Source organism: Caulobacter sp. SL161 (assembly GCF_026672375.1).
Classification (GTDB): Bacteria; Pseudomonadota; Alphaproteobacteria; order Caulobacterales; family Caulobacteraceae; genus Caulobacter.
In genome coordinates this window covers 3,227,931-3,240,929 of sequence record NZ_JAPPRA010000001.1, presented here as the reverse complement: position 1 = coordinate 3,240,929, position 12,999 = coordinate 3,227,931, and the positions used below count along the sequence as shown (strand labels likewise).

Annotated in this window: 16 protein-coding genes; 5 read left to right on the top strand and 11 right to left on the bottom strand. The window is 66.5% G+C overall.

Annotated features, from left to right (window positions below; genetic code table 11):
• Positions 1 to 45 precede the first annotated feature (45 nt).
• Positions 46 to 708 carry a phosphoribosylformylglycinamidine synthase subunit PurQ gene (gene purQ, locus OVA11_RS15935; RefSeq protein ID WP_268068248.1) on the bottom strand — a complete coding sequence of 221 codons (663 nt, stop codon included), beginning with the start codon at positions 706 to 708 and terminating at the stop codon, positions 46 to 48.
• Between the two features lie 30 nt (positions 709 to 738).
• Between purQ and OVA11_RS15930 the strand changes: the two genes are divergently transcribed.
• The 3 genes from OVA11_RS15930 to OVA11_RS15920 are packed head-to-tail and all read left to right on the top strand — an operon-like array spanning position 739 to position 2,328.
• Entirely contained in the window at positions 739 to 1,479 is a 741-nt protein-coding gene (locus OVA11_RS15930) for a TetR/AcrR family transcriptional regulator (protein WP_326493063.1), read from the top strand.
• Entirely contained in the window at positions 1,476 to 2,024 is a 549-nt protein-coding gene (locus OVA11_RS15925; protein WP_268068246.1) for a GFA family protein, read from the top strand. Before OVA11_RS15930 ends, OVA11_RS15925 begins: the two co-directional genes overlap by 4 nt.
• Positions 2,017 to 2,328, top strand: coding sequence for a DUF6958 family protein (locus tag OVA11_RS15920; RefSeq protein ID WP_268068245.1), 312 nt, complete (start codon positions 2,017 to 2,019; stop codon positions 2,326 to 2,328). The genes OVA11_RS15925 and OVA11_RS15920 overlap by 8 nt, the downstream gene beginning before the upstream one ends.
• On the opposite strand, the gene OVA11_RS15915 is transcribed toward OVA11_RS15920, so the two are convergent.
• The 3 genes from OVA11_RS15915 to OVA11_RS15905 form a co-directional block, all read right to left on the bottom strand.
• Entirely contained in the window at positions 2,325 to 2,810 is a 486-nt protein-coding gene (locus OVA11_RS15915; RefSeq protein WP_268068244.1) for a DUF3291 domain-containing protein, read from the bottom strand. The genes OVA11_RS15920 and OVA11_RS15915 overlap by 4 nt on opposite strands.
• Positions 2,811 to 2,883: 73 nt before the next feature.
• Positions 2,884 to 3,063, bottom strand: coding sequence for a rubredoxin (locus tag OVA11_RS15910; protein ID WP_268068243.1), 180 nt, complete (start codon positions 3,061 to 3,063; stop codon positions 2,884 to 2,886).
• 10 nt (positions 3,064 to 3,073) lie between these two features.
• Entirely contained in the window at positions 3,074 to 4,348 is a 1,275-nt protein-coding gene (locus OVA11_RS15905) for a cytochrome P450 (RefSeq protein ID WP_268068242.1), read from the bottom strand.
• 86 nt (positions 4,349 to 4,434) lie between these two features.
• On the opposite strand from OVA11_RS15905, the gene OVA11_RS15900 reads away from it, so the two are divergent.
• Positions 4,435 to 5,058: a TetR/AcrR family transcriptional regulator gene (locus OVA11_RS15900; RefSeq protein ID WP_268068241.1), complete on the top strand. Its 624-nt coding sequence runs from the start codon at positions 4,435 to 4,437 to the stop codon at positions 5,056 to 5,058.
• Positions 5,059 to 5,223: 165 nt separating this feature from the next.
• Here the strand turns inward: OVA11_RS15900 and purS are convergent, their stop codons facing one another.
• Both purS and purC read right to left on the bottom strand, forming a co-directional pair.
• On the bottom strand, positions 5,224 to 5,463 hold the full coding sequence (purS, locus tag OVA11_RS15895) for a phosphoribosylformylglycinamidine synthase subunit PurS (RefSeq protein ID WP_010920350.1): 240 nt from the start codon (positions 5,461 to 5,463) through the stop codon (positions 5,224 to 5,226).
• A gap of 166 nt (positions 5,464 to 5,629) precedes the next feature.
• Positions 5,630 to 6,388 carry a phosphoribosylaminoimidazolesuccinocarboxamide synthase gene (purC, locus tag OVA11_RS15890; protein ID WP_010920349.1) on the bottom strand — a complete coding sequence of 253 codons (759 nt, stop codon included), beginning with the start codon at positions 6,386 to 6,388 and terminating at the stop codon, positions 5,630 to 5,632.
• 386 nt (positions 6,389 to 6,774) lie between these two features.
• Here purC and OVA11_RS15885 point away from each other — a divergent pair, with 386 nt between their 5' ends.
• Positions 6,775 to 7,089 (top strand): DUF1476 domain-containing protein, encoded by a 315-nt coding sequence (locus tag OVA11_RS15885; RefSeq protein ID WP_096033821.1) that lies wholly within the window; start codon positions 6,775 to 6,777, stop codon positions 7,087 to 7,089.
• A 105-nt stretch (positions 7,090 to 7,194) separates the two neighbouring features.
• On the opposite strand, the gene OVA11_RS15880 is transcribed toward OVA11_RS15885, so the two are convergent.
• The 5 genes from OVA11_RS15880 to OVA11_RS15860 all read right to left on the bottom strand — a co-directional run bounded on the left by OVA11_RS15880 (position 7,195) and on the right by OVA11_RS15860 (position 12,979).
• Positions 7,195 to 7,692: a DNA-deoxyinosine glycosylase gene (locus tag OVA11_RS15880; protein ID WP_268068240.1), complete on the bottom strand. Its 498-nt coding sequence runs from the start codon at positions 7,690 to 7,692 to the stop codon at positions 7,195 to 7,197.
• Complete coding sequence (locus OVA11_RS15875; RefSeq protein ID WP_268068239.1) at positions 7,679 to 8,422, bottom strand: 2OG-Fe(II) oxygenase family protein; 744 nt, start codon at positions 8,420 to 8,422, stop codon at positions 7,679 to 7,681. Before OVA11_RS15875 ends, OVA11_RS15880 begins: the two co-directional genes overlap by 14 nt.
• A gap of 2 nt (positions 8,423 to 8,424) precedes the next feature.
• The gene (purB, locus tag OVA11_RS15870) at positions 8,425 to 9,735 is read right to left on the bottom strand and encodes an adenylosuccinate lyase (protein ID WP_010920345.1); all 1,311 of its coding nucleotides are present in this window, start codon (positions 9,733 to 9,735) and stop codon (positions 8,425 to 8,427) included.
• Between the two features lie 191 nt (positions 9,736 to 9,926).
• Complete coding sequence (locus OVA11_RS15865) at positions 9,927 to 11,423, bottom strand: spinster family MFS transporter (RefSeq protein ID WP_268068238.1); 1,497 nt, start codon at positions 11,421 to 11,423, stop codon at positions 9,927 to 9,929.
• Between the two features lie 221 nt (positions 11,424 to 11,644).
• On the bottom strand, positions 11,645 to 12,979 hold the full coding sequence (locus OVA11_RS15860) for a spinster family MFS transporter (protein ID WP_268068237.1): 1,335 nt from the start codon (positions 12,977 to 12,979) through the stop codon (positions 11,645 to 11,647).
• Positions 12,980 to 12,999 lie beyond the last annotated feature (20 nt).

The window sequence follows — 12,999 nt, the reverse complement described above, 5'->3', positions numbered from 1 at the left end:
CGAGGATGCTTGAGGTCTCGCCCGTCCGATCAGGGGGCTGAGCGACTAAGCGCTCTGGAAGATGCTGCGGAACAGCACCGCGCCGTCTTCGGAGCCCAGATCGGCGTCGAAGGCGCGGTCGGGGTGGGGCATCAGGCCCAGGACGTTGCCGCCCTTGTTGACGATGCCGGCGATGTCGCGGGCCGAGCCGTTGGGGTTTTCCTTGTAACGGAACACCACCTGGCCTTCGCCTTCGAGACGGTCCAGCGTCTCTTCATCGGCGAAGTAGTTGCCCTCGCCGTTGCCGACGGTCATCACCGCCTGGCGTTGTTCGCCATAGCCGGCGGTGAAGCGGGTCTGGCCGTTGACGATGTCCAGCTCGACCGGCTTGCAGACGTACTTGAGACCCGCATTGCGCAGCAGGGCGCCGGGCAGCAGGCCGACCTCGGTCAGCACCTGAAAGCCGTTGCAGATGCCGACCACGGCCACGCCCTTGCCGGCGGCCGTGACGACCTCTTTCATCACCGGGCTCTGAGCGGCCATGGCGCCGCAGCGCAGATAGTCGCCATACGAGAAGCCGCCGGGCAGGACGATCAAGTCCAGGTCTTCCGGCAGCGCCGTCTCCTGGTGCCAGACCATGTCGACACGCGCCCCAGCGGAGCGCTCGATGGCGACCTTGCAGTCACGATCGCAGTTCGAACCCGGAAAAACGATGACGGCGGCTTTCATGGCGCGGGCGTGTAGCACCGTTCGGGCGGGATGTCAGGGGGCTCCGCACTGGGCCGGCGAAAGCAGCATGTAGGCCGCTTTGGCCAGCGAGACGACTTGCCTCTTGATTCATACAAACCGATCGGTATGAAATTGAGAATGTCTCGACCTACGAAACACGCGCCTGAGCGCGGTGACGCTCGAACCCGGCTATTAGAGGCCGCGCGGGATGTGATCCGCGCAAAGGGCTTCGCGGCGACGAGTATCGACGACCTTTGCAGGATGGCGGCCGTCACCAAGGGGGCGTTCTTTCACAACTTCGCCAGCAAGGAGGCCCTCGGCGTCGCCGCCGCCGAATACTGGGCCAGGACCACCTCGGATTTCTTCGCCGCAGCGCCCTATCACCTGCCGGCTGACCCGCTAGAGCGGGTGCTGGCCTATGTGGCGTTTCGCAAGGCGATCATCACCGAGGATCTGGCGCAGTCCTGTTGTCTGGTCGGCGCCATGGTCCAGGAGGTTTATCTGAGCTCACCGGGAATCCGCGACGCTTGCGGCGCCAGCATCTTCGGTCACGCTGCGACGCTGGTTGCCGACATCGAAGAGGCCCGCGTCGCGCGCGGCGTTTCCGGAGGTTGGACGGCCGAAAGCCTTGCTCGCCATACGCAGGCGGTGATTCAGGGCGGCTTCGTGCTTGCTAAAGCGGGGGGCGCCCCGGATCTGGCGCGGGAGAGCCTGGATCATCTTGAGCAGTACATCCGGCTGCTGTTCGCCTGTCCCGAAGACGTCGCATGAGCAAGTCGGCCCCGATCTGCGCCTCTGTCGCCTGCGCGTGCGGCAAAACCCGGTTAGCGGTGGCCGGCGAGCCGATCCTGGTTTCGGAGTGCCTCTGCGACAGCTGTCGGACCGCCGCGAAGCGCCTCGCCGCGCTGCCCGGAGGCCCCAACATGCTCACCACATATGGAGCCACGCCCTTCGCCGAATATCGCAAGGACCGGGTCCGCATTCTCGCTGGCGAGGAAGGGCTGAGGGCGTTCAGGCTGTCGCCGGAGGCGGACACGCGGCGCATTGTCGCCAGTTGCTGCAACACACCCATCTTCCTCGAAATGAAGGGCGCCCACTGGCTCAGTCTCTATCTGGGTCTCTGGCCGCGCGAGGTCCGTCCAAGGCCAGAGCTTCGAACCATGGTGGGAGACCTGCCAGATGCGTCGGGGCTGCCCGATGACATCCCCAACCTGAAGACCCACTCGGTCACCTTCTACATGAAACTGCTCAGCGCCTGGATCCGCATGGGCTTCCGCAATCCGACGGTGCGCGTGGAGGGCCAGGTCGATGCCTGATGACAAGATCGAGATCCAGAACGTCAGTACGCCCGGCCACGTCGAGCGGGTCGATCGCGCCAAGTACGACGCGATGCGAGAAGCGCTCCTGTCTGTTCTGCCACTTGAAGCGCCCGGGCTGACGGTCGCCGCAGCCAAGGATGCGCTACTTTCTCGCCTTCCAGACGACCTGTTTCCTCAGGGGAAGACGGCGGGTTGGTGGCTCAAGGCCGTGCAGCTCGATCTTGAAGCCAAGGGCGTCATCGCCCGCGCCGCCGGGGCTCCGGTCCGGTTACGCCTGTGCGCTCCGCCTTCTGGGCGCTAGGCGCATTCGTCCAACTCCGGCTCCACCGCCTCGCCGGTGGGCGCGGGGAAGGGGACCTTGAAGGTGAAGGCCGCCGGCGTCGGGCCGTGGGCCTCCAGATGCGCCAGCTTCTGCAGGGCCTCCTCGACGGTGGGCGTATGGCCCGCCGGGACCCACCACAGGGCCATGTAGAGGTCCATGTGCTCGAACCATTCGCGGCGGCGGCGCATGATCTCGATGTGGCCGCTGCGATAGACGAAGGCGCCGAGCGAGGGGATGTCGCTCCAGACCGACAGGTTCGGGATAAACAGCGGATCGTTGTCGATCGCCAGGTCGGTGGCGTTGTTGCCGTCGCCCGTGAGGCGCCAGACGAAGCCCGGCGAGGCCTCTGCCAGCGCGTTGATACGGTCTAGGTTGTCGGCGAAGTCCTTGATCAGCGGATGATCGATCGGGGCCTTCAGGCGACCGACATTGACCTGGGCCAGGTGGAACTTCGCGCTCATAGACGGTCTCCCTTCCGCTTGCGTCCGAACATTGTGCGGCGAGGCTTCGAGCGGAAGGGGGCAGGGGATTTTTCTAGAGCTCGATCATGTCGAAGTCCGACTTCGGCGTGCCGCACAAGGGACAGACCCACCCCGCCGGGATGTCGGCCCAGCGGGTGCCGGCCGCCAGGCCCTCGCCGGGGTCGCCCTGTTCCTCGTCATAGATGTAGCCGCAGGTGCGGCACTGCCAGACCTTGAAGGGTTCCGCGCTCATCGCCGCCGCCTCAGTGCATCTTGAAGCGGATCGGCACCGACTTCGGGCCGCAGACGAAGTTGGCGACCATGCGGGTGGGCGCGCCGTCCAGCTCGACATGATCGAGGCGGGCGAACAGCTCCTCCCACAGCACCCGCATCTCCATCCGCGCCAGGTGCTGGCCCAGGCAGATGTGCGCGCCGTAGCCGAAGGCGACGTGCTTGTTGGGGGTGCGGTCGACGCGGAACTCGAAGGGCTTGTCGAACACCGCCTCGTCGCGGTTGCCGGACGGATAGGACAGCATCATCCAGTCGCCCTTGGCGATCTTCTTGCCCGCCAGTTCAGCGTCGGCGGTGGCGGTGCGCATGAAGTGCTTCACGGGCGTCACCCAGCGGATCGACTCCTCGATCAGGCCCGGGATCAGCGACGGATCGGCCTTCACCTTGGCGAACTGGTCGGGGTTTTCGGCCAGGGCCCACAGCGCGCCGGCGGTGGTCGAGGAGGTGGTGTCGTGCCCGGCGGTGGCGGCGATGATGTAGTAGCTCATCGCCTCCAGGTGACCCATCGGCTCGCCGTTGATCTTGCCGTTGGCGATCAGGGTGGCCAGGTCGTTGCGCGGATTGGCCCGGCGGTCCTCGGTGATGGCGTTGAAGTACATCATGAAGTCCATGACCACGGACTGGATGCTGTCGACGCCCTCGCCGACGTCGGTCACCGACTTGCCGGTGCGGTTCAGGTCCGGGTCGGCGTTGCCGAACAGCTCCTGGGTCAGTTTCAGCATGCGGGGCTCGTCGCTCTCGGGGACGCCCAGCACCTCCATGATGACGTGCAGCGGATACAGGAACGCCACGTCGCGGGCGAAGTCGCAGCGGTCGCCGTGCTCGGCCATGCGGTCGACGAAGCCGCGGGCGATCTCGCGGATCCGGGCCTCCAGCGCCCGCAGGTTCTGCGGCAGCAGGGCACCTTGGGTGATCTTGCGATAGGCGAAGTGGTCGGGGTTATCCATCTGGACCAGCGAGCGGACGAGGTGAGGGGACCCGCCCATCATCTCGCGCACCTTCTTGTCGGCCTCGATGGTGGTGACGACGGTGGCGCGGTCGCCGTTGTGGAACAGCTCGTTCTGGCGCTCGACCTCCAGAATGTCGGCGTGGCGCGTGACCACCCAGAACGGATCGAAGCCGTCAGGCTGGGCGATGTCGAGCGGCGCTTCGCGGCGCAGCTGGGCGAAGGCCTGGTCGATCCGGTCGCCGTCGGCGTAGGCCTTGGGGTCGATAATGGTGTTGGCGATGTCGGTCGAGATCGTCATGCAGGCCTCCTGGCTCCTCCCGAGGATGGCTCTGCGGCCATCTCAATTATTTGCTTGTTGTCCAACAAATAACTAAGTTCGACAAGATGACATCGTCCCTTAAGGTCCCCGAGCGCCGCACCCAATCCGACCGCCGCCAGCAGTCGGAGGCCGAGCTGCTACGCGCCGCCGCCGAACTGATCGCCGAGCAAGGCGTGGCGGCGGCGACTTTCGAGAATATCGGCGCGCGGGCGGGCTACAGCCGGGGTCTGGCCACCCAGCGGTTCGGATCAAAGCAGGGGCTGATCGAGGCGCTGATCGCCCGGTTGCAGGCGCGGCTCCAGGCGCAGATGGACGACCGGCGGCTGGACCAGCTGAATGGGCTGGAGGCCGTTCTGGGCTTTGTCGACGCGTTCCTGACCACCTTGGCTCAGGACGGTGAGCTACGGGCCTATTTCGTGATGATGGCCGGCGCGGTCGGCGACATGTCCGACCTGCGCGCGCCGTTCGCCGTCGCCCACAAGGCGGCGGAGGAGCGTCTGGAGGCGCTGGTGTTACGCGGGCAGGCCGAGGGTGTCATCCGGCAGACGCTGGACGCCGATGCGGCGGCGCTGATGGTGGGGTCACTGCTGCTGGGCGTGTCGACCCAGCTGCTGATCGATCCGGGCATGGACCTGGAGCCGATCCGGCAGACCAGTCTGGCGACCTTGAGGGTCAGCTTTGGGGGGTAGGGTTGGGCTTTTGATGGACCTTGACGGCCCCCTCCGCGCCTGCGGCGCTCCTCCCCCATAGGGGGAAGAAGAATGGTCGCGGCCTTCTGCCCCCTATGAGGGCGGACGACCGCGAAGCGGTCCGGTGGGGGCTCGCGGCGCTGGTCCGTTGCGCCCCCGCCGGCCTCAGGCCACGTCGATGCGGTAGCTTTCGATGACCGTGTTGGCGAGCAGCTTCTCGCACATGGTCTTGACCTCGGCCTTGGCGGCTTCGGCGTCGGTGGCGTCCAGGTCGAACTCGATGACGCGGCCGACGCGGGCGTCCTTCACCGACGGCCAGCCCAGGCCATGCAGGGCGTTCTCGACAGCCTTGCCCTGAACGTCGAGAACGCCGGGCTTCAGGAACACGTGGACGGTGGCTTTCATCATCTTACCTTTTCGCGACCCTCTCCCAGAGGGAGAGGGAGGGGCCCATGCGCAGCATGGGAGGGTGAGGGGTTGCGGGGCGGTCCGGACGGGGTGAAGCCCCTCATCCTCCCACGCGTCCCTGGACGCGCGGGCCCCTCCTTCTCCCTATGGGAGAAGGGTTTTTCTAGTGCACGCCGCCCTGAATGACGGTCGGCATTTCCTTCATGATGCCAAGGCGGCGAGCCACCTCGGTGTAGCTTTCGATGACATTGCCCAGATCCCGGCGGAAGCGGTCCTTGTCCAGCTTCTCGTTGGTCACGGTGTCCCACAGGCGGCAGCTGTCGGGGCTGATCTCGTCGGCCAGGATGACGCGGCTGAAGTCGCCTTCGTAGACGCGGCCGAACTCGACCTTGAAGTCCACCAGGGTGATGCCGACGCCGGCGAACAGACCCGACAGATAGTCGTTCACCCGCAGGGCCATGGCCATCATGTCGTCGATCTCCTGGGTGGCGGCCCAGTTGAACGCGGTGATGTGCTCCTCGGTGACCATCGGGTCGCCGAGCTTGTCGTCCTTGTAGTAGAATTCGATGATCGAGCGCGGCAGCGGCTGACCCTCGGTCAGGCCCAGGCGCGTGGCGATCGAACCCGCGGCGATGTTGCGCACCACGACTTCGAGCGGAACGATCTCGACTTCCTTGATCAGCTGCTCGCGCAGGTTCAGGCGGCGGATGAAGTGGTTCTGGACGCCGATGCCGTTCAGGCGAGTCATGATGTACTCGCTGATCCGGTTGTTGATGACGCCCTTGCCCTCGAGGATGGCCTTTTTCTGCGCGTTGAACGCCGTCGCGTCGTCCTTGAAATACTGGATCAGCGTGCCGGGCTCCGGCCCCTCGTAAAGGATCTTGGCCTTGCCTTCGTAGATCTTCTTGCGACGGGTCGTCATGGCTCTCGTCGAGGCCCTTTCCGGAATCGCGCGCCGCCTCAGCCCAGGATCTTCCCGGAAAACGAAAAGCGCGCGCGGCGGATAGCTGCGCGCGGCGTTCGACTCAAGGCCGCTCACTTAAAAATTCCTGAGGACCGTACCCGAATGAGCCGGTGTTCGCAAACCAACGGCGGGAGTTTGGTCTAGGATAGATACGAAACGTCGCCTGCGGCTTATCCGCCGATTGCAGCGACGAGCGCCACGATATATGCAGCCCGCGTAGGAGCATGATAGCCGAAAGTGGACGCCGGTTTTGGCGACCATCATGCTCAAAATGATTTGGAATTAGAGCCTGTTGGGCCAGATCGACCGATCTGACCCAACAGGCTGGCGACTTTGAGGCTTCCATGACCACCTTCGACGAACGCGAACAGGGTTTCGAACGCAAGTTCGCGCACGACCAGGAACTGGAGTTCAAGGCGACCGCGCGCCGTAACCGCCTGCTGGGCGAATGGGCCGCCGGCCTGATGGGCCTGGCGACCGTGGAAGAGTACGCGCGCGCCGTCGTGAAGTCCGACTTCGAACAGCCGGGCGACGAGGACGTGCTGCGCAAGGTCTTCGAGGACCTCAAGGGCGCCGGCGTCTCGACCACCGAGGGCGAGGTCCGCATGAAGATGGCCGAGCTGCTGGCTCAGGCCCGCGAGCAGATCAAGTCTGAGTAGTCGGTCCGAGCGTCGCTATGGACAAGAGAAGGGGCCGCTCCCAACCGGGGCGGCCCTTTTTCTATGGCTGAGGTTGCGTTGCCTGTCGGTGAGGGCGCCTGTTCCTCAGGCCCAGCCCAGCCCGTCGCGAAGCTCAGTCCAGGCCGCCGCCTTCTCCGCGAACGTCCGCGCTGCGTAGGCGGGGCTGGAGGAGGGCAGGGCCAGGGTGGCGACGCGGTCGCCGATCAGACGGGTCCCAAGCTTGGCGGCGGTTCCCCCGTTGAAGGCCACGAGCCGCAGCGCGGGCAGGGTGTCGATCAAGGCCATGAGGTCATTGGCTGCGGGCTCGCGGATCGCCGCGTCCAGGCTGCCGGGCCGACGCGCCGTCTCGATCACGTCCCAGAGGCCAACGCCGTGCGCCAGCAGCGTGGCCAGGCGATCCTCGTAGCCGCGCGCGACGAGCGATGCGTTGATTGCCCCCTCCATCAACCGCCAGAAGGCGTTGCGCGGATGGCCGTAGTATTGGCCCACCGCCAGCGAGGCGTCGCCGGGCAGACTGCCGAGGATCAGGACGCGAGTCTTGGCGTCGACGACCGGCGGGAAGCCCCGCTTAGCCGCGTCCATTGGGCGGATCGTTGCGGAGCCAGCCGGTGATCGTCAGGCGCAGGGCCCCGGCATAGGGCGCGACCGGCGCCACCGAGTGCGACTGGGGCACCTTGAACAGGGTCAGGACGTTGAACGCCGGCGCGAAGCCGCGCGTGACGTCACCCTGGTCGTCGTGGAACAAGAGCTGGCCGCCCCAGTCAGGCCGCCAGTGGCGCGTCAGGCCCAGGGTATAGGCCGCCAGACGCTCGCCGACCCCGGTGTCGTCGTGCTGGGTGAGGAAATCGCCCGGACGATAGCAGGTGGCCTGGCCGTCGATCTTGGTGACGCCGGACTCGCCGGTGACGGCGGCGCCGAAGGCGATGAACTCCGGGCTGTTCAGGAACGCGGTCAGGGCGTGGATCGGATGGCCCGGATCCCGTCCCGCCACGAAGGCGTCGATCATCGGATAGCCGAGATAGACATAGGCGAAGCCGCTGCGGGCCCGCAGGGTGGCCGCGTGCAGGCGGTCGGCCACGGCCTGGTCGCCCAGTTCGGCGCGCCGCGCCCGGCTGATCACCTCGGCGCCGCCGCGCTCATTCGAGCAGATGATGTCCCAGTCGATGGTCTGTTCGAGGATGCCCGCCAGGCGATCGACGACCTCGGGCTCGAACACCTCGGGGATGCGTACCACGCCCTCAAGGGCGTAGGCGTCCGCGAACGCCGCCGGATCCAGCGCGGGATTGAGGCGCAGGACCGGCGGCTGGCTCATGCTCAGCCCTGCTCGCCGAAGACGCGCTGGAAGATCACATCGACGTTCTTGGTGTGATAGCCAAGGTCGAACAGCTCTTCGAGTTCGGTCTCGGTCAGGGCCTTGGACACGACCGGATCGGCCTTCAGGAAGTCGAGGAACCGGCCCTCGCCGCGCCAGACCTTCATGGCGTTGCCCTGCACGGCCGCATAGGCGTCCTCGCGGCTGACGTCCTTGTGGGTCAGGGCCAGCATGACGCGCTGGGAGAAGACAAGGCCGCCCAGCTTGTCCAGGTTCTTGGCCATGTTGTCGGGATAGATGTTGAAGCGCTCGATCACGCCCGCCAGACGGCGCAGGGCGAAGTCGAGGTGGATGGTGGCGTCCGGGCCGATGCCGCGCTCGACCGACGAGTGGCTGATGTCGCGCTCGTGCCAGAGGGCGACGTTTTCCATGGCCGGCACGACGGCCGAGCGGACCAGACGGGCGAGGCCGGTGAGGTTCTCGGTCAGGATTGGGTTGCGCTTGTGCGGCATGGCCGACGAGCCCTTCTGACCCGGGTCGAAGGGCTCTTCGGCTTCCAGCACCTCGGTGCGCTGCAGGTGGCGGATCTCGGTGGCCAGGCGCTCGACCGACGAGGCGACGACGCCCAGGGCCGCGAAATAGGCCGCGTGGCGGTCGCGCGGGATCACCTGGGTCGAGACCGGCTCGACCGCCAGGCCCATCTTGTCAGCGACGTGCTGTTCGACGCGCGGATCGACATTGGCGAAGGTGCCCACGGCGCCCGAGATCGCGCAGGTGGCGATCTCGAACTTGGCCATGGCCAGGCGCTCTTTGGCGCGCTGGAACTCGGCGTAGTAGCCGGCCAGCTTCAGGCCAAACGTGATCGGCTCGGCGTGGATGCCGTGGCTGCGGCCGACGCAGACGGTCATCTTGTGCTCAAGCGCCCGGCGCTTCAGCGCGGCGAGCACCAGGTCGACGTCTTCGAGCAGAAGGTCGGTGGCGCGCGACAGCTGCACGGCGAAGCAGGTGTCCAGCACGTCGCTGCTGGTCATGCCCTGGTGCAGGAAGCGGGCTTCGGGACCGACGATCTCCGACACGTGGGTCAGGAAGGCGATGACGTCATGCTTGGTGACGCGCTCGATCTCGTCGATGCGGTCGCTGTCCCAGACCGCGTCGCGGCCCTTCTCCCAGATCGTCTCGGCGGCGAGCTTGGGGATGACTCCCAGCTCGGCCATGGCGTCGGCGGCGTGGGCCTCGATCTCGAACCAGATCTTGTACTTGGTCTGGCTGGACCAGATGGCGGCGGCTTCGGGGCGGGCGTAGCGGCTGATCATGGGCGGGCGTTTCGGCCCGACCGCCTCGGGAGTCAAGGGAAGAGGCTTATTACTTAGCTCACGATGATCCTCCCCCGCGATGCGGGGAGGTGGCCCAGAGGGTCGGAGGGGGCAAGATAGGCGAAACCCGCAATAGCCCCCTCAGTCACTTCGTGACAGCTCCCCCGCAACGCGGGGGAGCATCTTGATCCCTACGCCGCCTTGCGCGCCTCGAAGTGCTTGACCATGCCGATGGCGGCCAGGGCGTAGTGCAGGCCGGCCCAGGCGTAGAAGCACAGCGAGACGATGATGCCCTGCTGGCTGGCCACCGACAGGGTGGTCTTGCACTTGGCGACGAGGTCGGCCGAAGCGCCCTTGGGCGCGACGCCGCCGGGGCAAACGCTGGCGAAGCTTTGACCCGCCTCGCCGCCGAACGACCCGAACAGGCTGGCGATCACGCCGCCGCCCGGATGGTTGAAGTGGAACTGGGCCAGGTGGTCGATCAGCCAGCCGGTGAAGACCGGCCCGCCGCCCAGGGCGATGATGTTCAGGAAGAAGAACAGCAGGGCCGTGGCGGTGGCGCGGCGGCGCGGATCGACCGAGTTCTGCACGACGCCGAAGGTCGGGGCGAGGTACACATAGTGGAAGATGCCGGGGACCAGCAGGATCAGGGCGGTGGTCTGCCAGTCGGTCTGCAGATAGGCGGCGATATAGATCGGCGTGCAGAGGATCAGGCCGATGGCGGGGGTCAGGGCGTACCACTTGGCGCTGCGCTTGCCGGCCCAGTCGCTGAGGAAGCCGCCGACCAGGGTGCCGACGCCCGCCGAGAAGCCGCCGATCAGGCCGGTGATCAGGCCTACCTGCGCGAGGCCGAGGTCAAAGGCGCGGACGAAGTACGACGGCACGAAGTTGCCCGACCCGTAGGCGCCGAACGAGGCGATCGTCACGCCCAGCACCATGTGCAGCACCGGCCATTTGCCGAACAGGATCTTGGTGACGGCCCACAGTTCCTTGAACTCGTTGGCCAGTGAGAACGCCGGCTTGGCCGGCTCGACCACCACGTTCTCGGCGTCCAACGGGCGCTCGACGATCTCGGAATGGCCGCGCGGCGGCTCCTTGACCACCAGCTTGACGATCACCGCCAGCAGGATGCCCGGCAGGCCGACGATGACGAAGGCCACGCGCCAGCTGAACTCCTGGGCCAGCCAGCCGCCGGCCACCGCGCCGAACATCGTGCCCAGCGGAATGCCGAACGAATAGATCGACAGCGCCGTGGCCCGCTTCTTGGGCTCGTAATAGTCGCTGATCAGCGAGTGGCTGGGCGGCGAGCAGCCGGCCTCCCCGACCCCGACGCCGAAGCGGAACAGGGCCAGCTGGGCGAAGTTGGCGGCCGCGCCGCACAGGGCGGTGAAGCCCGACCAGATCACCAGTGACACCGAGATGATCGTCACCCGGTTGAAGCGCTCGGCCAGGCGGGCGATCGGAATGCCGAGGATCGTGTAGAGCAGGGCGAAATAGAGCCCGCCCAGCAGGCCAAGCTGCGTATCGGTGAGCTTCAGGTCGACCTTGATGGCCTGACCGATGGTGGCGATGATCGTCCGGTCGATGAAGTTGAAGGTGTAGGTGGCTAGCAGCAGCCCCAGTACGGCGGCCTTGTAGCCATTGGAGTAGAGCGGCCGATCACCGCCGGACGCTTGGGTCTCGGCCATCCTGTGTCTCTCCCGTTCAAACATTTGTTCTAATTGTTGGAGGGACTGTGACCGAGCGGAAGCCAAAGCGCCAGAGGGGATTTTCGGGCGGTGAAATCCTCCCCCGCGCGGGGGAGGTGGTCGCGAAGCGACCGGAGGGGGAAGGGCTTTCTGAGCCGGTACCTTCCCCCTCCGTCGCCTCTTCGAGCCGACACCTCCCCCGCTTGGGGGAGGATTTTCTATCAGCTGACCATCTCTTCGCGGATGGTCTTGCGGGCGGCCCAGAACAGGCCGAACGCGACCAGTCCCAGGCCGGCCGAGATGATCAGGGCCCAGCGCACCCCCTGAGCCTCACCCAGTCCCACCGGTCCAGCCAGGATGTCGCTGAGCAGGCCCACGGCTAGCGGACCCAGGCCAAGCCCGATCAGGTTGATGATGAGCAGCAGCACGGCCGAGGCCGTGGCGCGCAGGGCCGGGTCAACAATGCTCTGGGCGGTCGCATAGACCGGGCCATACCAGAGCGTGCCCAGCAGGGCGTTGATCGCCAGCAGGCTGATCGCCACCATCGGCGCCTCAAGGCTCATGGCGATGACGAAGATCGGGATCGTGATCAGCGAGGCGATCGCCGGGACCGTGACGTAGGCGCGCAGATCCTTGGCGCCAAGGCGGTCGGCGAAGACCCCGCCCAGCCAAGCGCCTATCACGCCGGCGGTGCCGCCGATCAAGCCCAGGGCCAGGCCCAGGAAGCCGGCCGACTTCAGGCCAAAGCTCGCAGCCAGTTCGGCGATCTCGACGCCATGGACGCGGAAGAAGAACGAGGCGGTGAAGGGGGCGTGGCCATAGCCTATGAACGCCTTGACCGAGGCGGCCAGGGCCACCAGCCAGAAGGTCTTCTTGGTGGCCAGCACCGCCAGGGCGGCGGCGAAGCTGATCTGAGTGCTGGCGCGGGCGGCCATTTCGGCGGCCAGCTTCTTGCGCGGTTCCACCAGGGTGAAGGCGGCGACCAGCGCGAACAGCAGGCCCGGCGCGCCGGCGACCATGAAGGCCACCCGCCAGCCGTAGGCGTCGGCGACCAGTCCGCCCATCGCCATGCCGGCCAGGGTGCCGAGCGGCGTGCCGATCGAATAGAAGGCGATGGCGCTGGCCCGCTTTTCCTTGGGAACATAGTCGCTGATCAGCGAGTGAGCGGGCGGGGTGCAGCCGGCCTCGCCGACGCCCACGCCGATGCGGGCCAAGATCAGTTGCCAGAAGTTCTGGGCCAGGCCGCACACCATGGTGAAGGCGCTCCAGACCGCGACCGAGATGCCGATGATGTAGGGCCGGTTCTTGGTCTCGGCGATGCGGGCGATCGGGATGCCGAGCACCGTGTAGAAGATGGCGAAGGCCAGGCCGGTCATCATGCCCAGCTGCCAGTCGGCCAGGCCGAGGTCACGCTTGATCGGCTCGGCCAGGATGTTGACCACCTGCCGGTCCAGGAAGTTCAGGGTGTAGATGATCAAGAGCACCCACAGGGCGTAGCGGCGATAGGCCGTCGATACGGGCGCGATAACGGGCGACGGCGTGGCGGGTTGCGCCATGGACTCTCTCTCCCTCGAAC